Origin of the sequence: Vibrio sp. 10N.222.52.B12, from assembly GCF_002875385.1 — a bacterium.
GTDB classification, from domain to species: Bacteria; Pseudomonadota; Gammaproteobacteria; order Enterobacterales; family Vibrionaceae; genus Vibrio; species Vibrio jasicida.
Genome location: NZ_MDAW01000121.1, coordinates 178,720 through 195,454 on the forward strand (window position 1 = coordinate 178,720; position 16,735 = coordinate 195,454).

The window sequence follows — 16,735 nt, forward strand, 5'->3', positions numbered from 1 at the left end:
GCTTATGAATAGTTGAAGACTTACAACTTCAACTATTCACTGCGGAAAAGTTATATATTGCCAGCAGTTCGCTCGTAGTGTTCTTTATCTCTATATGAGAAAACCTTTGCAGGATGGCCACCAGCAATAGCCATTGGTGGGATATCACTTACAACAACACTTCCTGCCTGAATGATTGCACCATCACCAATAGTCACACCACCTAGCACAATGACATTAATCCCTAGCCAGACGTTTTTCCCTATAGAAACTGGCTTTTCAATATAGGTATCATCGTATGGAAGCTTGGTTCCGTGGTAGTTATGAATCTCAGAAATAATATGGCAACCAACACCAGAGTGAAAGTTGTCCCCAATCACAACTTTACCCTTCCCTCGAATCATCATTCCATTAAAATGACAATCAGATCCAATATGACTAGTTTTAGTGAATGCAGACTTTCCATTCACAAATACATTCTCTCCGACACTTCCTGCTTTTCTTAATGCCTTTTTATAAAGCCATTTTTTGATTTTTCTCTTTAATCCCATGTCGCACTACCTTGATTTACTCATAACCATAATAACCACTTAAGAGAGAAGTAAATTCTTCTTCATTCCAGTGGATATTATTTTTTAGTTTCTCTTTATTGAATGACCTTAAGAGCCTGTTCAGATTGCTTTCTTTCCATTTATGACCTGACTGCTGCTTACACTTATCAAAATCAATAATCCACACCTTACCTTCACTATCTAGCAAGATGTTATGGATATTCAGATCAGTATGATTGACACCAACATCGTGCATTTTACGGATTTCTAAACCAATTTTTTTGTAGTTATCACCGGATAAGCGTTCTATCTGTAACTTATCAACGAGATCGCTTGCCTCAGATATTTTTTCACTCAATAAGTCTGCTCGATACAACAAACCTATTTGTTCTACTTTCGCGGCAATAGGACGTGGAACATTAACGCCAGCGCTACGTAATTTTTGGAGCAGAACGAACTCAGCGTAACTGCGAGTTCTCTCTAAGCCTAGGAACAAATATTGGTCGCGGACAATTTTTCCGAACAAGCCACCACGGTGATAATGGCGTAATGCAGCAATTGTACTTTGGAGCTTGATAAACCACGTAGTGCCTCGTCCACTAGCACTACCAACGATGGCATTACAACTGCGCCAGTAGTTGATATCAAACAAACTCTCAATGGGCTCGGTGATCAAGCTTTCGTCGTACCACACATGCGTATTATTTTCTTGATAGTGCTTCATCACGCCCCTCAGAAAAAGAGAATATAAGACCATGTAAAGGCAGCAAACAGTAATGCTACAAAAACGGCAGCAGAACCAATATCTTTTGCTCGACCGCTTAACTCATGTCTTTCCACACCAATCCTATCCACAACCGCCTCAATCGCAGAGTTAATCAGTTCAACAATCAACACCAAAACAACAGTACCAAGCATCACTATACGTTGTATTTGCGAAACGTCTAACCAGGAGAGCAGCAACACAGCGGCAATCAGCAAAGCTAATTCTTGTCGAACTGCGGCTTCATGTTTCACTGCAGCCTTCAAACCTTGAAGTGAATAGATACTGGCTTTTAAAATTCGTTGAATGCCCGTGTTTCCGGGCTTTCCTGAAACGGCTCCTGTTTTCTGCTTGTCCTTATCCACTTGAATGTCTCGTGATCACATCATAGCGTCATTTTACATTGTTCTATTTGAGGAACAATCTCGTAAGCCTCTTTTACCGTTCTTCCATGACACGACACCTCTTTGATTGGCTTCTTTCAGAAAATGAAGGCTTCAAGTAACATAACAACCAATATCAAACGAATTACTGGATTACTTATGAAGATTGCATTGGTCCATTTAAGACACGCATACTCTGGCGGAGTTGAGCTGTACCTCAATCAAATGGCGAGATACATGGCAGAGAAAGGGGAAGAAGTCACTATTATCTGCCGCTCTAATGCTGATACACCTCCGCACCCTAACGTCAAGTTTGTGAAGTTGCGCGGTTTTAGTATTGGCAAAAGCCATCGCCTTTGGAAATTTGCGAAAGCGGTAGAGAAGCACGTCAAGGAATCTGACTATGATTTGGTATACGGCCTAGCTCACGCATGGACACACGATGTATTGAGAATTGGAGCAGGCACAAGCCTTCATATGGCACGATCGTTAAATAAGCCGATGCGAATCAAAGATAGAGTGACACATCTGATTGAACAAAAAGCGATGGCCCCCGGAGCCTACTACCATGTCATTAGTAATTCATATAAGAGTGCTCAGGAGATCCAAGAAGCTCACCACGTACCTAAAGAAAAAATCACAGTAATCCATAACTTTGTCGATACGAAACGCTTTGATGCACAACGAATCGAAAAAGAGGCTTTAGAACTTAAGCAACAAATGGAGCTTGATCCTAACAAACCGATTTTCTTATTTTTAGGTACTGGCTACGAGAGGAAAGGGTTAAAGCAGACTCTCACTGCATTTTCCAAACTGAACATTGATGCTCAACTAGTGGTCGTTGGCCGAGAGACTCACGAAGGCGAATACATTAAATTTTCGGAAAACCTTGGTATACAAGACAAATGTAAGTTTATGGGAGAAGACAAACGACCAGAGCTTTACTTTACGCTGGCTGATTGCTATGTCCTACCAACTCTCTATGAACCTTTTGGCTTTACGGTGATCGAATCTCTAGCATGTGGCACACCCTCTATTACCACTGAAAACTGTGGTGCAAAAGAGGTTCTCAAACCAGAAGTGTCGAGCGTAATTGGGGCTGAGGTGAACCCAGAAGAACTTGCAAAAGCGATGGAGTTCTGGGCTGATAAAAAGCGTACAACCAATGTTAGTGAACAATGCAGAGAATTGGCCTTAACAATGGATGTCGAGACGGTATTAGAAAAGAACTATCAGAAACTGCTTGAAATTTACAAAATAAAAAACAACCAGTAGCTGTTGTTGTAATGGGTTAGTTATCTGACAAGTGTTGGTTCATTAACTATGAACCAACACTTGTCGCGTTTTAAATTAAGTTACATCTGTTACCGATATGACAGGATTTAAAGCTTGGTCTTTATCTTTTATCTATAAAAACCTTTTGTTTACTCGCTTGCCAGAGGTCACTCGACGCAAGAGCTTTCATAAATAATTCATCGCTTTGCCCAGAACCAAACTCCTGTTCTGGCTCAAATACCGATGCTTTGGCACGAAAAATAGCATCCAAAATATCAGTTTTAACTTCAGGCACATTGATGATCGACTTAGCGTTCGAGCGCATATTTTGACGAGTTCCAAGGTTTATCGAAGCTTTACCATAAAATGGCACTTCTCGAACTCCAGCACTGGAGTTTCCTATCATTAAGTTCGCGTTTTTAAGAAGAGTCAAAAAGTATTCAAAGCGGATACTAGGAAATACTCTGAATCTTTTGTTGTTATTTAATCGCTCTAGTTCATTGATGATAATTTCCGAACCATGGTCATTGTTAGGATAAATGACAACAAAATTTTCGCTACTTTCCAGTAGAGCATCAACGGTATTAGCAATATTATTGGCAAGCTCATCAACTTCTGTTGTAACCGGGTGATACATAAACACCGAGTAACTCTCAAAAGGGATGTCATACCTTTTTTTCGCATCTTTCAGTGATGGAAGATCTGGAGAAACCATAATATCTAAATCTGGCGAACCAATAACAAAGATACTCGCTTCACTCTCACCTAATTGAAGCAAACGCTTTTTTGCAACTTCATTGGAAACAAAATGTAGGTGGGACATTTTAGACACTGAATGACGAATCAATTCATCAATAGTGCCTGAGACCTCTCCACCTTCAATATGTGAAACAAGAATATTATTAAGCGCACCAACAATTGCACCAGCCATTGCCTCAACACGATCTCCATGCACAACAATCATGTCAGGTCGGAGCTCTTTAACGTAATCTGAAAGACCTTGAATTGTTTTTGACAGAACAACATCCATCGAATCGTGACCATTTTGATTGATGTACTTGTAAAGTGATTTGAAGCCTGCTTTTTCAACTTCAATTGCTGTCATGCCATATTTGGCAATCATGTGCATTCCAGTGATGAAGATATGCGCTTCAAATTCAGAGTGTTGTTCCACTTTTGTGATCAAGCTTTTCAACTTACCGAAATCAGCGCGAGTACCTGTCAAAAACAATATTTTCTTCATAGCTATTTAACGAATTCTTTCTTCAATTGGACATCTGATGTAATTGCTTGTGATGCAACTTTACCAATAAGCGACTCATAGTCTTCCGCTAAAAAATCTCCGGTACCTGGACGCTTAACCCAAAGGTTATCACGCGTAAAGACCTCACCCTCTTTGATTTCTGCAATGGTTACTACACTTGCATAAGCAAAATCAATGGTGACTTGCTCTTCTTTTGCAGCTTCTTTCTTTCCACCACGCATTTTTGCCATGCGCTTGGATTGGGCAATCAGTTCAGCACATTCTTTAGCATCCATTGAACATACGATATCAGGACCAGGGCGATCTTTACTATCAGTGAAGTGACGCTCAAGAACTGAAGCTCCTGCAGCAACTGCACCAAGACAAGCAAGGTTATCAATACTGTGATCAGAAAGCCCTACAACTGCGTCGGGGAATGCCTCTTGTAGCTGCTCCATCGCTCCAATTCGAATTAAATGGTCTGGTGTTGGGTATAAGTTAGTAGTGTGCAGTAAGCAGAAAGGCGTTGCATGCTTTCTAAAAATGTCGACAGCTTTTTGAATTGATGAAATGCCATTCATACCCGTACTCAGAATGATAGGCTTCCCGTAGCTTGCTATCAGGTCAAGAAGTGGATAGTTGTTACATTCACCTGAGCCAATCTTGTATGCTGGTACATTCATTCGCTCTAAGCGTTCAGCCGCAGCACGAGAAAATGGCGTACTGATGAAAATAGCGCCTTTGGATTCAACGTATTCTTTTAGCTTAGTCTCATCTTCTTCATTTAATGAACAACGATCCATAATTTCATAAATGGAAACATCAGCATTGCCAGGGATAACATTTTTCGCTTCCCCACTCATTTCATCTTCGACTACGTGAGTTTGGTGCTTTATGACTTCCGCCCCCCCCTCAATTGCCGCATCAACCATTTCGTACGCAACTTTGAGTGAACCCTCATGGTTAATACCGATTTCTGCAATCACTAATGGGTCGAAATCTAGGCCAATTTCACGGTCAGAAATTTTAAATACAGGATTGTTCATTTTGCTAATTCCTTCATTCTTTCCTCGACTAAATACAAGTCATTTATGGTATCAATGTCCGCAGAATCAGCTTCTGACATGATATAGGGATAAACTTTATTGCGAGGGAATTGATTGTTTAATTTGAATTCGTTTTTAGAGAATGCGTAAATCGCGCCATTTGGCTGAAATGCTCTGGGTAAATCCTGTCTTCTCATGTAAGGGGCGTCATTACTCCATAGCCCTTCAATTGTTCCATCTTCTCTTGCTATGTAAGATTTTACAGGTGTGTGAGACGGTTCGAAAACACTTATAACAAAATTTGCGCTTTTAGACATGTATAGTGTTAGAGCCTCATCTAGGTGAACTGCCGTTCTTAGCGGAGAAGTAGGCTGCAACAATACAATACTGTCACAATCAATCCCTTTTTCTTCAAACCATGTAATTGCATGAGAAACAACGTCAATGCTGCTCGCGGTATCGGATGCCAAAATGTCAGGCCGTTGAATAATATCGGCTTTAAAGCTTTCACTAATGTCTGCGATTTCATCATCATCAGTAGATACAAATACACGTTCAACTTGCTCGCAATTTAGTGCAGCTTCTATGGTCCAACCAATCAGAGGTTTACCATTAATTGGGAGTACATTTTTTCGAGGCAAGCCTTTAGACCCACCTCGAGCTGTTATGAGTGCGATAACTTTTTCTGTCATATCCGTTTTCACTTTCAACCTAATTTTGCTTACATGCTCTAAGCACTGTACGTATTACCATTATAATCACGATTAATCGAAGGACGCGTAGACATGATTTAAATCTGGTATTGTCCTAATTTACCCTATCATTTGAGGTTCATTCTGAGCCACTCAGGCCCCGCAATACCTTGTGAAGCTTTTCTTGCACCTGCTCAACGGTAATTGCGGCCATTAAGTTATCCCCTTTAGCACGCGTGCCCCACGTGAGTGAGTCTACGGACTGGCCTTTTTGTTCTTCAACGTGTTGTTGGTAAACACTTACGACGTTATCTAAATCGTTATAAGGCCCTGTGCGTCTAGGGTCACTATGCGCATATAAACCAATCACAGGTGTCACCTGAGTTGTCGCCAAGTGAGCAGGACCGGAATCAGGGCTAATGACAACCGTGGCTTCATACAATACAGCTGTCAGTTGCTTTAAGCTTGTTTCACCGACAATATTGGTGACAGGCTGCTTGCACAGTGACTCAATTTTATATGCTAATTGCTTTTCTCGTTCCGCTGGCGAGCCACATAGGATCACATGAAGTCCCAAAGACGATGCGTAATCGGCGATAGCTGCATATCGCTCCACTAACCAGTTACGAGAGTCCTTGCTTGCCGCAGCAGAAATCACGACACACTTTCTACCTTGGGTAATGCCTTTAGCGTAATCGACTGATTCACTGGGTAAGGGGATATTCCACGTTGGCTGGCTGAATGGAACACCAATGTACTTAGCAAAGTCAGCCATGTTATCTAACACATGCATTGCCGTTGTATTAGGTAAGTGACGGTTAGTGAACCACCACTGCCCTTCTCTCGTTCTATTCTTGCTAAAACCCACTTTGTATTTTGCTTGGATACCCAAAGACAAAACACTCGATCTCAGGGCTGCCTGCATGTGCAGCAAAACATCAAACTTAGTGCCCTTTAGCTGCTGCCACACAGCCTTCATTCCTTTAAGGCCTTGTGACTTATCAAAAACAATCACATTAACGTTGGGCAAATCACCAATCAGTTGCGCTTCTATTTTACCAGTAACCCAAGTTATCTTGGTTTGCGGCCAGTGCTTTTGAATCGCCTGAACCACAGAGATCGCATGACAAACATCGCCAATAGCCGACAAACGCAATACACACAAATGAGACGGAGGTGAAGTGAATAAACTCATGATAATTTAGGCTTTTGGTTTAAGAGCATTACTGACATAGCTTGAAGTATTTCTCGAGCGTCTTGATACAAATTAAGTTTTCCAATTGTTCATCCTGAAATTGGGCCACATGTCGATGCGCATTTTCAACCATGGCTTCAGCTTTATCTGGGTTTTCAAGGTAGTAGTTAATTTTCTCGTCAAAGTCAGACCAATCATCTTTCACTTCAACATAATGAACACCAGGTTGTAGCGTACCTTCCATAAACCACGTTTCAAAACGCATCTTAGGCGTCACTACGACAGAATTCGAAGACATTGCCCACTTTAAATTGGTTGCAACATCGTTACCTTCAAGGCAAATGATAAACTTGTACTTCAATTGTTCTTGAATGGACATAAAATCTTTTTGCCATTCTGGGTGCTCTTGAGAGGGGTTGGATTGACCAGCATCCATCATTGGATTCTCAAACATTGCTTCCATAAAACGAATACGGTGAATCCGTTTTACAAAACCACGGAAAACCGCCATATCTTTCTTGGCACGAAAATCCAATGCGTCGTTTACAAACTGGAAGTGTCTGCGCTTGTTGAGTTTGAACAACACCGAGTTGTCGTTATTACCCTCAATCGGTCTTGCTTTATAGATCGTCGGGCAATCTTCTACGGCAACTTCATCCCCAAAGTAATAACAAAACGGATTATTACCGGAAAAGTAACGAAGAAATTCTTTAAGATCATAGGTGTATGCACTTTGCCCTTTGTGTGAGAAACGACTCAAACTGGTCGATTTACTGGAATCTAGTTCGCTCGGAGTATTGATCTTACAATAGTAATCCACTCGTTCTTGAACTAACTCCATTTGACCTTGAAACTTCTTTTCTAGTTTGTTTTTGTTGTAAGCAAAATACGCTCGTGGAGCAATGGTCAACAGCAGGTTTTTTATATAGTAAAAAAGTTTCATTAAAACGTTATGCCCTTATCAAACCTATGTTTGTCGATGTTATCTATTCTCGATTCGATGATGTATCATATTACTACTTTTAAGCGTTTTTTGACACTTTTGACAAACACAACGAGCTGCATATGAAACAACAAGGTCATAGTGCCACACACGTCATTTATCCGGGAACCTTCGACCCTATCACAAATGGCCACTTAAACCTCATAGAACGCGCGGCCCAGATGTTCGACTCTATCACGATCGGCGTTGCTGCAAGTCCTTCCAAAAAGACCCTGTTCACTTTAGAAGAACGGGTCCAATTAGTAGAAAGTTCTATCAGTCACCTTTCCAATGTGAACGTTGAAGGCTTCACTGGTTTATTGGTCGATTTTGCAAAAGATCAAAACGCAAACATTTTGATTCGCGGCCTGCGAACTACTGTCGACTTCGAATATGAATTTGGCCTAACCAGCATGTACAGAAAACTCTTACCAGGTCTCGAAAGTGTTTTCCTTACCCCTGATGACGAATACGCATTCCTATCTTCTACGATTGTAAGAGAAGTGGCTTTACATGGTGGTGATATTAGCCGATTTGTTCCTACACCAGTTGAACTTGCACTTGCTCAAAAAACAAAGAACTAATTACTCGAACAAAAGAAAAGAATAGCTATGAACGTATTAATTGTGTGTAAAGGCACATTACCCCCTGTTGCTTATGGTGGTACAGAACGTGTTGTATGGAGCTTAATGAAAGCGCTTCATCAACTGGGTCATAACGTTTACATTCTGAATCCTGAACCCATGACATGTGATTGGGCAACGTGTATTACCCAGCAACCAGACTTGTCTATTGATGAACAAATTCCTGACGAGGTGGATGTCGTTCACTTCCATGTTGGTGGTCGTTGCACCAAAAAACCTTATGTCATCACTCGTCATGGCAACAACACCGTTTCCAAGAAAAATGACCCCAATTCAATTTTCGTCTCTCAAAAACATGCACTAAACCACGGCTGTGAAGCCTTTGTGTGCAATGGTCTAGATTGGGGTGATTACCGTCAGCCAAACTTAGAACTCAATAACAGAGAAAACCGCTATCACTTCCTTGGTAAAGCGGCATGGCGTTTAAAAAACGTTCAAGGCGCAATAGATATTACGAAAAAAGCCAATGTAGCACTGGATGTGTTAGGTGGATACAGGTTGAACTTCAAGATGGGATTTCGACTCACCTTAGATCGCCACGTAAAATTCCACGGCATGGTCAACAATACAGAAAAGTGTGCAGTGCTTGAGCGCTCTAAAGGCCTAATCTTTCCAGTCACATGGGAAGAACCATTTGGATTGGCCATCACGGAAAGCCTATTTATGGGAACGCCCGTGTTTGCTACGCCATATGGATCACTACCTGAATTAATTAACTCGCCAGAGTTTGGCTTACTGTCAAATATTGAAGATGAACTTGCAGACGCAATTAAACATGGAAGCTACAATCCAAAACTGTGTCACGAATACGCTCGAGACACGTTTGATCATATTTCAATGGCCAAGGCTTACATAGAGAAGTACGAAAAAGTACTTAATGGAGAAGCTCTGAATCAGTTTCTTTCTGAGCCAGTAAAACAAATAAAAAAATTACCTTACTTTAGATAGAACACCAATTTTGAGTCACCATGAAAGCATTTTGTATCACTTTAAAAGGCTGTGAAGACAGGCAAGAAACAACATTAAACACCCTAAAGAGAATCGGTTTAGATTGTGAAGTTTTCTATGGCGTGGATGCACGTAAGGATGCTCACCCCTTATTAGAACACTTAGATCGGCGCCAGTTTGAATTTAATATGGGTCGCCCATGCATCATCGGTGAGGCGGGCTGCTACGCGAGCCATTACCTACTTTGGCAAAAGTGCGTTGAATTAAATGAACCTATTATCATTTTTGAAGATGATCTCAGCATCGAAGACGAGCTATTCCTTAACACATTGAAAGCCGTTGCAGAAAATATCGAAAACTGTGGTTATATTCGTACAGAAAACACTAGTAGTCGTGGCATGTTCTACGATACGAAACAATATGGCTCCCAACGCTTGGTTAAGTACCTAAAAGTACCACAGTGTACAACCTCTTATGCAATAAACCCCAAGGCGGCCCAAGCGTTTATCGAAGCAAGTAAAACGTTCCAATTCCCGGTAGATGTCTTCCTACGTAATACTTGGCTTCATAAGCAAGCAATGTTTGGCGTAAGGCAAGCTGGCTTACGTGGAGGCAATAAACCATCTGTCATTGGTAATAGAAAACGCCAAGGAGACAAAGACTACCTCGTGGCTACAATGAAGCTGCTAAATAAAGCAAAAAGTATGACGCTAAATTTAGTGATGAATGGCTACCACCTCATAAAAATGGGCCGAGAATACGGCCCAAAGAAGTTTGATAACTAACGCAGTTTACTTCTGACATTCCCCGCAGAAGAAGGTATTGCGTTGGCCTATCTTTTGTTCTTGGAGAGCTTCGCCGCATTCTGGGCATGGCTCTCCGGCTTTTCCGTAAACTAATAACTCTTGTGCGAAGTAACCTGGCTTGCCATCTGCTTGGGCGAAATCTTTCAATGTCGTTCCGCCTTGCTGAATGGCGATCTCTAACGTGGCTTTGATGTTCTCCACCAGCAATTGCCACTCTTTTTTGGTTAGCTTACCTGCAGGGCGAGTGGGATGAATGCGTGATTTAAACAATGATTCGTTGGCGTAGATGTTTCCGACTCCGACGACGACTTTATTGTCCATAATGAACTGTTTAACCGCAACGCGCTTACCTTTGGCTTTCTCCGCTACGTAATCAGCATTGAACTCTTCAGTCAAAGGTTCCGGTCCCATATGACCTAATACAGCATGTGATTCATTTGGTGCGCTCCACAGCCATGCGCCAAAACGGCGTGGATCGTTGTAGCGCAGTATTTTTCCATTAGTAAGTTTGAGATCCACATGATCGTGCTTTGCTGGAGGAAAATCAGCATCAAGCACACGCAGTGAACCCGACATTCCTAAATGAACAATCGCAGTACCTTCGTCCGTTTCAATCAACAGATACTTAGCGCGGCGATTGATATTACGAATCACCTGCCCTTCTAGCTTCTTCAACTCTTGAGGGATATCCCAACGCAGTTTCGGGGTTCGGAATACAAATGCCTTAATCGTCTCGCCAACCATGTGTGGACTGATGCCCATTCGGCTTACTTCAACTTCTGGTAATTCAGGCATTTAATTTTCCTTAAAACGCTAAGAGCATTGATATTGGGTGGCTAGCATAATCGAAAAGAACAAAGACAAACACAGCCTTTGAAAAGGGTTATTCGTAAGGCTTACTTGGGCATGATGTAGTTGCCATCAACAGAAATCGCAATCCATTTATCTTGCCAGTTTTTAAACAACCAAAAGTCGCCAAGCCGATAAAAGGTCACTCGTTGCGGTTCTTCTAAGTCTTTGTACCAGATCTCAATACTTTCTGGAGAAGACAACTGAGACTTTAAATTATCGTATTGTTCTGAGGTCAGCTCAGTCCCTTCCAAAGATTGCCAACGAGTCACAATCTCTTGTACGGGAATATTAGCTTTAATGTTCGATTGCCATTGCCCATTTTGTTTCTCCAATTCCCAACCTGAGAAGTAAATAGCACTCACTTCATGATCAGAGCGCAATAAATTGGGGTAAGGATCCACAGGTTCTTCGACAAGGTAGGTTTTGATCAAGGTTGGCGCATTCAAGATCACCATAAAAACGATGATGCCTAGGATAAGAATATTGTTCCAACGACGGCGACGGGCCGGACTAACGCGCATAGCAGTTCCTAATCTCCTGTAGTTATCAACAAACTACCAAAGCGTATGAATTTTGACTAGAACATCTGTATGGAAACACGTGAAAGAAGGGATGAAGTGAAGGATTACTGAATTTTAGGTAATAAAAAGCCCAACTCGAGAGTTGGGCTTTTTAAATCGTCAAAGAGACAAAACCAATTATTTGATTTTAGCTTCTTTGTACATAACGTGCTGGCGTACAACTGGATCAAATTTCTTGATCTCAAATTTGCCTGGCATGTTACGCTTGTTCTTATCTGTTGTGTAGAAGTGACCAGTACCTGCTGAAGATACTAGACGGATTTTCTCACGAACGCCTTTCTTTGCCATTGCCTATTTCCTCTTAAACGTTTTCGCCACGTGCACGGATATCAGCAAGAACAGTATCGATACCCTTCTTGTCGATGATGCGCATACCTTTTGCAGTAAGGCGTAGTTTAACAAAACGTTTTTCGCTCTCTACCCAGAAACGATGAGTTTGTAGGTTCGGCAGAAAACGACGCTTAGTAGCATTTCGTGCGTGTGAACGGTTGTTACCCGTTACTGGACGCTTACCAGTTACTTGGCATACTCGTGACATGAATGTCTTCTCCAAAATCGTTTCAGCTCGATATCAACCTTGGTGGCCGAACCTCTCTATTTCTCGGAAAGAAGTTAGAGGTTAAGAACCGCTATGGAAAATCCATACAAGGCTATCAAAGGTCGCGCATTATACTAACTTGATATGCATTGCTCAAGACCCGAACAGATCCTTTTTACAGGTTTTCGTGATCTTTTTTTAGACAGCAGGTTTTTTCTAGCAGTCCAAGCTGAATTCAGTTAAAAATTTAGTGGCGAGGATGATAGCAGATTTTTAGCAACTAACAACCTAAAAAATGCACAGTTATATCCACCCTCTTTCTGCAAAAGAAACGCTTTCGCCATCACCGATAACGAAATGGTCCAAAATCCGTATATCCACCAGCGCTAAAGCATCGATTAATCGTCGCGTAATTCGTCTGTCTGCTTGGCTCGGCTCTGCAACACCAGACGGGTGATTGTGTGCCAAAATCAAAGCAGCTGCGTTATGATGCAGGGCTCGCTTGACCACTTCTCTCGGATAAACCGACGCGGCATCTAGTGTGCCTTCAAACAAAATCTCATCTTTTATTACTCTATGCTGGTTATCTAAGAAAAGAATGTAGAAAGCCTCTCTTTGTCGATCTCTTAATATAGAAGAAAGGTACATTTTAGTTTGTTCGGGGCTGGTTAATACATCACCACGCTTTAAGGTTTCGGCTAAATAACGTTGCGTCATTTCCAAGACGGCTTGTAACTGCACGTATTTCGCTTGTCCCAACCCTTTGTGTTGGCAGAACTCTTTTTCGGTTGCAGAAAAAAGCTGGCGAAGTGAACCGAAATCTTGAATAAGAAAATCAGCCAATTCGATGACATTCATACCTTGTGTGCCAGTGCGAAGAAAAATCGCCAATAATTCAGCATCGCTCAAAGCTTGCGGCCCTCTGTGTAGCAGCTTCTCTCGTGGCATAGAATCAGTAGGTAAGGATTTAAGGGTCATCATGAGCTCTCTTTCTCTAGTGAACTCCTATTGCACAAAACAAAAGCAGAAATTCGAAACTGACTTTTGTTTTTTCCGTTAGCCGCAGCTTTTTTATGTAATTTAGCAATCCATCAGAATGTACCGCGTTCAACCAGATCGTCTTTTCTCTCCTGTGGATTTCTTAAAAAGGCATAGACCTCTTCTCTAAAATTTGAACACAAAAAACCATTATTGAGGCTCTAGAAATCCCAATAATTAATATTCTGTAGTTTGATATGGATTAGCTTAACGCCAGATTTGCTTGAGCGATGAAAGATTCAATTGTGATAAACTCCTCGCCAGAAAAATTGGAGATCTCACATGCAAACACTAGCAGGAAAGAAAGTTCTACTTGGCATCAGTGGCGGTATTGCCGCGTATAAATGTGCGGAGCTAACCCGTCGCCTAATAGAAAGGGGCGCGCAAGTTCAAGTAGTGATGACCAAAGCGGCGAAGGAGTTCATTACTCCCTTAACCATGCAGGCAGTCTCTGGGCGTCCGGTGTCGGATAGCTTGTTAGACCCAGCAGCAGAAGCGTCGATGGGTCACATTGAACTGGCAAAATGGGCAGATTTGGTTCTTCTTGCTCCTGCAACTGCAGATTTGATTGCACGTATGTCGGCAGGCATGGGTAATGACTTGCTTACTACGTTAATACTTGCGACAGATTCACCAGTAGCGGTATCTCCAGCAATGAATCAACAGATGTACCGCAATGTCGCAACTCAAGAAAACATCGCCACACTTGCATGCCGTGGTATGCACATTTGGGGCCCTGCGGCCGGTGAGCAAGCATGTGGCGATGTGGGTCCTGGTCGAATGCTAGAGCCAATGCAGTTAGTGCATCTGTGTGAGCAGTTCTTCAAACCGAAACTGTTGGCAGGAAAATCGGTACTGATCACCGCAGGTCCAACTCGTGAAGCGATTGACCCTGTGCGTTACATTTCTAACCACAGCTCAGGAAAGATGGGCTTTGCACTAGCAAATGCCGCAGCGCAATTGGGAGCGAAGGTCACGCTAGTCAGTGGGCCTGTCAGCTTGAATACGCCAGCGGGTGTTGAGCGTATCAATGTTGCGAGTGCACAAGAGATGCATGATGCTGTAATGGCTCACGCGCCTAACCACGATGCTTTCATTAGCTGCGCCGCCGTAGCAGATTACCGTCCAGAAAATGTGGCGTCTCAAAAGTTGAAAAAGACCGAAAACAACGATCAGATGACCATCAACATGGTCAAAAATCCTGATATCGTAGCGACCGTCGCCAACATGACAGAGCAACGTCCATTCACAGTTGGTTTTGCAGCAGAGACCAACGACGTAGAAACCTACGCTCGCGGTAAACTGGTAAAGAAAAACCTCGATATGATTTGTGCGAACGATGTTTCTGTTGAAGGCCAAGGTTTTAACAGTAACGACAACGCCATCACTTTATTCTGGCCAGAAGGCGAACAGGCGTTGGCATTAGAATCCAAAGAAGCGCTAAGTTTCAGAATTTTGGAAAAAATGCACGAATTGATGTAATTACCATTCGCTTTTCATAGAAAACTGGCACAAATTTGGTACAAACATGACAAGTGAGGGTGTTAAAGCTCCCATTACCTCCTCACTGGTCTAGTTTGATGCCAAAGAGCGTCTTATAATCCCCTCCGCTCAACTTTGTATTTTGAAAGGAAGTAACTAAATGGCCGGCAGTAAAAAATCCAATCGTCGTGAAGAAATCTTGCAAGCTCTCGCGCAGATGCTTGAATCTACAGAAGGGGCTTCACGCATTACTACGGCAAAATTGGCGAAACAGGTCGGTGTTTCAGAAGCGGCACTTTATCGCCACTTCCCAAGTAAAGCTCGCATGTTTGAAGGCTTGATTGAGTTCATCGAAGAAGCACTCATGACTCGTATCAACCGCATTTTGGATGATGAGAAAGACACGCTAGAGCGCATTCGTATGGTAATGCACCTTATCTTGGCATTCTCAGAACGTAACCCAGGTTTGACACGCATTCTTTCTGGTCATGCTCTAATGTTTGAAAATGAGCGCCTACGCGATCGCATCAACCAACTGTTTGAACGTATCGAAACACAGCTTCGTCAGATCCTACGTGAACGTAAAATCCGTGAAGGCAAATCGTTCCCAGTGGAAGAGCGCATTTTGGCGGCTCAAATCCTAGGACAAGTTGAAGGCAGCTTGAACCGCTTTGTTCGTAGTGATTTCAAATACCAACCAACCGCGAACTTTGACGAGTATTGGGCACTTCTCAGCGCACAAATTAAGTAGAGATTATGAGTAAAGACAAATTCACTAAGCCGGAGTTTTCTCTTTCACTTCTCCACCCTCGTAACTGGGGTGTTTGGCTCGGCTTTGGCTTTTTGGCTATCGTGGTCAATATCCTTCCATACCGTATGTTGCTGTCGTTAGGCCGTACACTTGGCCACCTCGGCATGCGCTACGGCAAAGGTCGTGTCCATGTCGCGACACGTAACCTTGAACTGGCTTTTCCAGATAAAGCGCCTGAAGAGATCCAACACATTGTTGAAGAGAACTTCAAGAATACCGGTATGGCACTGATCGAAACCGGTATCACTTGGTTTTGGCCGACATGGCGTTTCAAAACTCTGATCATTGAGAAAGACCTAGTCGCACTTCGTGAGAAAGCCACAGAAGGTAAAGGTGTATTACTGTGTTGTGTACATGCTTTAAATCTTGAAATCACCGCTCGTGCTTTCGGTGTGTTAGGTGTTGCAGGCTATGGCGCTTTCCGCCCGCACAACAACCCAGCGTACAACTTCATTCAGTACTGGGGACGCACGCACAACGGCAACAAACTCATTGACCGCAAAGACGTTAAACAAATGATTCGTGTTCTACGCAGCGGTGAGCGTTTGTTTTACTTACCGGATCACGATTACGGTCGTAACAAATCGGTATTCGTCCCTTTCTTCGCAATTGAAGACGCTTGTACTACAACTGGCACCAGCATTCTGGCTTACACGTCCAAGTGCTCGATAATTCCGGGCTCTGGCTTCCGCAATGGAGATGGTAAGTATGAAATCATCGCTGATAAGTGCATTGAAGCCGACTATCCGAAAAAAGACGAAGTAGCGGCAGCGGCTTATATGAACACCTTTGTAGAAGAAGTTATTCTGCGCGCACCAGATCAGTGGATGTGGCTACATAAACGCTACAAGACCATGGCTGATGAAACTGCGCCAAAAGGCATTCGCTACAAGTAAGTGATAAAGATAAAAGAAAGGGGCTGATGG

The 16,735-nt window shown here is 42.6% G+C and carries 20 protein-coding genes; 7 read left to right on the forward strand and 13 right to left on the reverse strand.

The genetic code is table 11. The annotated features are described in order from the left end of the window. Positions 1-50 precede the first annotated feature (50 nt). The 3 genes from BCT11_RS14955 to BCT11_RS14965 are packed head-to-tail and all read right to left on the reverse strand — an operon-like array spanning position 51 to position 1,658. Positions 51-530: an acyltransferase gene (locus tag BCT11_RS14955; protein WP_102388614.1), complete on the reverse strand. Its 480-nt coding sequence runs from the start codon at positions 528-530 to the stop codon at positions 51-53. A 16-nt stretch (positions 531-546) separates the two neighbouring features. Beyond that, positions 547-1,254 (reverse strand): 3-deoxy-D-manno-octulosonic acid kinase, encoded by a 708-nt coding sequence (locus tag BCT11_RS14960; protein ID WP_102388615.1) that lies wholly within the window; start codon positions 1,252-1,254, stop codon positions 547-549. 8 nt (positions 1,255-1,262) lie between these two features. Beyond that, positions 1,263-1,658, reverse strand: coding sequence for a diacylglycerol kinase (locus BCT11_RS14965; RefSeq protein WP_050904673.1), 396 nt, complete (start codon positions 1,656-1,658; stop codon positions 1,263-1,265). Between the two features lie 177 nt (positions 1,659-1,835). On the opposite strand from BCT11_RS14965, the gene BCT11_RS14970 reads away from it, so the two are divergent. After that, a complete protein-coding gene (locus BCT11_RS14970) occupies positions 1,836-2,951 on the forward strand; it encodes a glycosyltransferase family 4 protein (protein ID WP_102388616.1) in 1,116 nt (371 codons plus the stop codon). A gap of 121 nt (positions 2,952-3,072) precedes the next feature. Here the strand turns inward: BCT11_RS14970 and neuC are convergent, their stop codons facing one another. From neuC to BCT11_RS14995, 5 genes are all read right to left on the reverse strand, one after another. Continuing rightward, on the reverse strand, positions 3,073-4,194 hold the full coding sequence (gene neuC / locus BCT11_RS14975) for a UDP-N-acetylglucosamine 2-epimerase (RefSeq protein ID WP_050904675.1): 1,122 nt from the start codon (positions 4,192-4,194) through the stop codon (positions 3,073-3,075). Positions 4,195-4,196: 2 nt separating this feature from the next. Then, positions 4,197-5,240 carry an N-acetylneuraminate synthase family protein gene (locus tag BCT11_RS14980; RefSeq protein WP_102388617.1) on the reverse strand — a complete coding sequence of 348 codons (1,044 nt, stop codon included), beginning with the start codon at positions 5,238-5,240 and terminating at the stop codon, positions 4,197-4,199. Next, the gene (locus BCT11_RS14985; RefSeq protein WP_102388618.1) at positions 5,237-5,932 is read right to left on the reverse strand and encodes an acylneuraminate cytidylyltransferase family protein; all 696 of its coding nucleotides are present in this window, start codon (positions 5,930-5,932) and stop codon (positions 5,237-5,239) included. Before BCT11_RS14985 ends, BCT11_RS14980 begins: the two co-directional genes overlap by 4 nt. 139 nt (positions 5,933-6,071) lie before the next feature. Then, positions 6,072-7,127: a glycosyltransferase family 9 protein gene (locus BCT11_RS14990; RefSeq protein WP_102388619.1), complete on the reverse strand. Its 1,056-nt coding sequence runs from the start codon at positions 7,125-7,127 to the stop codon at positions 6,072-6,074. 28 nt (positions 7,128-7,155) lie between these two features. Further along, complete coding sequence (locus BCT11_RS14995; RefSeq protein WP_102388620.1) at positions 7,156-8,070, reverse strand: glycosyl transferase family 90; 915 nt, start codon at positions 8,068-8,070, stop codon at positions 7,156-7,158. Between the two features lie 122 nt (positions 8,071-8,192). On the opposite strand from BCT11_RS14995, the gene coaD reads away from it, so the two are divergent. Genes coaD through BCT11_RS15010 form a run of 3 tightly spaced genes read left to right on the forward strand, consistent with a single transcriptional unit; the run spans position 8,193 to position 10,486 of the window. Next, entirely contained in the window at positions 8,193-8,693 is a 501-nt protein-coding gene (coaD, locus tag BCT11_RS15000; protein WP_054756312.1) for a pantetheine-phosphate adenylyltransferase, read from the forward strand. A 27-nt stretch (positions 8,694-8,720) separates the two neighbouring features. Further along, positions 8,721-9,701 carry a glycosyltransferase gene (locus BCT11_RS15005; protein WP_102388621.1) on the forward strand — a complete coding sequence of 327 codons (981 nt, stop codon included), beginning with the start codon at positions 8,721-8,723 and terminating at the stop codon, positions 9,699-9,701. A 20-nt stretch (positions 9,702-9,721) separates the two neighbouring features. Next, positions 9,722-10,486, forward strand: coding sequence for a glycosyltransferase family 25 protein (locus tag BCT11_RS15010; protein ID WP_045494438.1), 765 nt, complete (start codon positions 9,722-9,724; stop codon positions 10,484-10,486). 6 nt (positions 10,487-10,492) lie between these two features. On the opposite strand, the gene mutM is transcribed toward BCT11_RS15010, so the two are convergent. From mutM to radC, 5 genes are all read right to left on the reverse strand, one after another. After that, a complete protein-coding gene (gene mutM, locus BCT11_RS15015; protein WP_102388622.1) occupies positions 10,493-11,302 on the reverse strand; it encodes a bifunctional DNA-formamidopyrimidine glycosylase/DNA-(apurinic or apyrimidinic site) lyase in 810 nt (269 codons plus the stop codon). Between the two features lie 101 nt (positions 11,303-11,403). After that, positions 11,404-11,880, reverse strand: coding sequence for a hypothetical protein (locus BCT11_RS15020; protein ID WP_102388623.1), 477 nt, complete (start codon positions 11,878-11,880; stop codon positions 11,404-11,406). Between the two features lie 177 nt (positions 11,881-12,057). Next, complete coding sequence (rpmG, locus tag BCT11_RS15025) at positions 12,058-12,228, reverse strand: 50S ribosomal protein L33 (protein WP_004410866.1); 171 nt, start codon at positions 12,226-12,228, stop codon at positions 12,058-12,060. 13 nt (positions 12,229-12,241) lie between these two features. Beyond that, positions 12,242-12,478, reverse strand: coding sequence for a 50S ribosomal protein L28 (gene rpmB, locus BCT11_RS15030; protein WP_005467944.1), 237 nt, complete (start codon positions 12,476-12,478; stop codon positions 12,242-12,244). Positions 12,479-12,781: 303 nt separating this feature from the next. Continuing rightward, positions 12,782-13,456 carry a DNA repair protein RadC gene (gene radC / locus BCT11_RS15035; RefSeq protein WP_102388642.1) on the reverse strand — a complete coding sequence of 225 codons (675 nt, stop codon included), beginning with the start codon at positions 13,454-13,456 and terminating at the stop codon, positions 12,782-12,784. Positions 13,457-13,798: 342 nt separating this feature from the next. Between radC and coaBC the strand changes: the two genes are divergently transcribed. The 3 genes from coaBC (at position 13,799) to BCT11_RS15050 (ending at position 16,705) form a co-directional block, all read left to right on the forward strand. Next, positions 13,799-14,998 carry a bifunctional phosphopantothenoylcysteine decarboxylase/phosphopantothenate--cysteine ligase CoaBC gene (gene coaBC, locus BCT11_RS15040; RefSeq protein WP_102388624.1) on the forward strand — a complete coding sequence of 400 codons (1,200 nt, stop codon included), beginning with the start codon at positions 13,799-13,801 and terminating at the stop codon, positions 14,996-14,998. A 160-nt stretch (positions 14,999-15,158) separates the two neighbouring features. Beyond that, positions 15,159-15,749: a nucleoid occlusion factor SlmA gene (slmA, locus tag BCT11_RS15045; RefSeq protein WP_005434407.1), complete on the forward strand. Its 591-nt coding sequence runs from the start codon at positions 15,159-15,161 to the stop codon at positions 15,747-15,749. Between the two features lie 5 nt (positions 15,750-15,754). Further along, complete coding sequence (locus BCT11_RS15050; RefSeq protein WP_102388625.1) at positions 15,755-16,705, forward strand: Kdo(2)-lipid IV(A) acyltransferase; 951 nt, start codon at positions 15,755-15,757, stop codon at positions 16,703-16,705. Positions 16,706-16,735: the final 30 nt, after the last annotated feature.

What these genes read in the sequence shown, in the direction of transcription:
- BCT11_RS14955 (WP_102388614.1), bottom strand. Translation starts at nt 530, where the DNA reads ATGGGATTAAAGAGAAAAATCAAAAAATGGCTTTATAAAAAGGCATTA.
- BCT11_RS14960 (WP_102388615.1), bottom strand. Translation starts at nt 1,254, where the DNA reads ATGAAGCACTATCAAGAAAATAATACGCATGTGTGGTACGACGAAAGC.
- BCT11_RS14970 (WP_102388616.1), top strand. Translation starts at nt 1,836, where the DNA reads ATGAAGATTGCATTGGTCCATTTAAGACACGCATACTCTGGCGGAGTT.
- neuC (WP_050904675.1), bottom strand. Translation starts at nt 4,194, where the DNA reads ATGAAGAAAATATTGTTTTTGACAGGTACTCGCGCTGATTTCGGTAAG.
- BCT11_RS14980 (WP_102388617.1), bottom strand. Translation starts at nt 5,240, where the DNA reads ATGAACAATCCTGTATTTAAAATTTCTGACCGTGAAATTGGCCTAGAT.
- BCT11_RS14985 (WP_102388618.1), bottom strand. Translation starts at nt 5,932, where the DNA reads ATGACAGAAAAAGTTATCGCACTCATAACAGCTCGAGGTGGGTCTAAA.
- BCT11_RS14990 (WP_102388619.1), bottom strand. Translation starts at nt 7,127, where the DNA reads ATGAGTTTATTCACTTCACCTCCGTCTCATTTGTGTGTATTGCGTTTG.
- BCT11_RS14995 (WP_102388620.1), bottom strand. Translation starts at nt 8,070, where the DNA reads ATGAAACTTTTTTACTATATAAAAAACCTGCTGTTGACCATTGCTCCA.
- coaD (WP_054756312.1), top strand. Translation starts at nt 8,193, where the DNA reads ATGAAACAACAAGGTCATAGTGCCACACACGTCATTTATCCGGGAACC.
- BCT11_RS15005 (WP_102388621.1), top strand. Translation starts at nt 8,721, where the DNA reads ATGAACGTATTAATTGTGTGTAAAGGCACATTACCCCCTGTTGCTTAT.
- BCT11_RS15010 (WP_045494438.1), top strand. Translation starts at nt 9,722, where the DNA reads ATGAAAGCATTTTGTATCACTTTAAAAGGCTGTGAAGACAGGCAAGAA.
- mutM (WP_102388622.1), bottom strand. Translation starts at nt 11,302, where the DNA reads ATGCCTGAATTACCAGAAGTTGAAGTAAGCCGAATGGGCATCAGTCCA.
- BCT11_RS15020 (WP_102388623.1), bottom strand. Translation starts at nt 11,880, where the DNA reads ATGCGCGTTAGTCCGGCCCGTCGCCGTCGTTGGAACAATATTCTTATC.
- rpmG (WP_004410866.1), bottom strand. Translation starts at nt 12,228, where the DNA reads ATGGCAAAGAAAGGCGTTCGTGAGAAAATCCGTCTAGTATCTTCAGCA.
- rpmB (WP_005467944.1), bottom strand. Translation starts at nt 12,478, where the DNA reads ATGTCACGAGTATGCCAAGTAACTGGTAAGCGTCCAGTAACGGGTAAC.
- radC (WP_102388642.1), bottom strand. Translation starts at nt 13,456, where the DNA reads ATGACCCTTAAATCCTTACCTACTGATTCTATGCCACGAGAGAAGCTG.
- coaBC (WP_102388624.1), top strand. Translation starts at nt 13,799, where the DNA reads ATGCAAACACTAGCAGGAAAGAAAGTTCTACTTGGCATCAGTGGCGGT.
- slmA (WP_005434407.1), top strand. Translation starts at nt 15,159, where the DNA reads ATGGCCGGCAGTAAAAAATCCAATCGTCGTGAAGAAATCTTGCAAGCT.
- BCT11_RS15050 (WP_102388625.1), top strand. Translation starts at nt 15,755, where the DNA reads ATGAGTAAAGACAAATTCACTAAGCCGGAGTTTTCTCTTTCACTTCTC.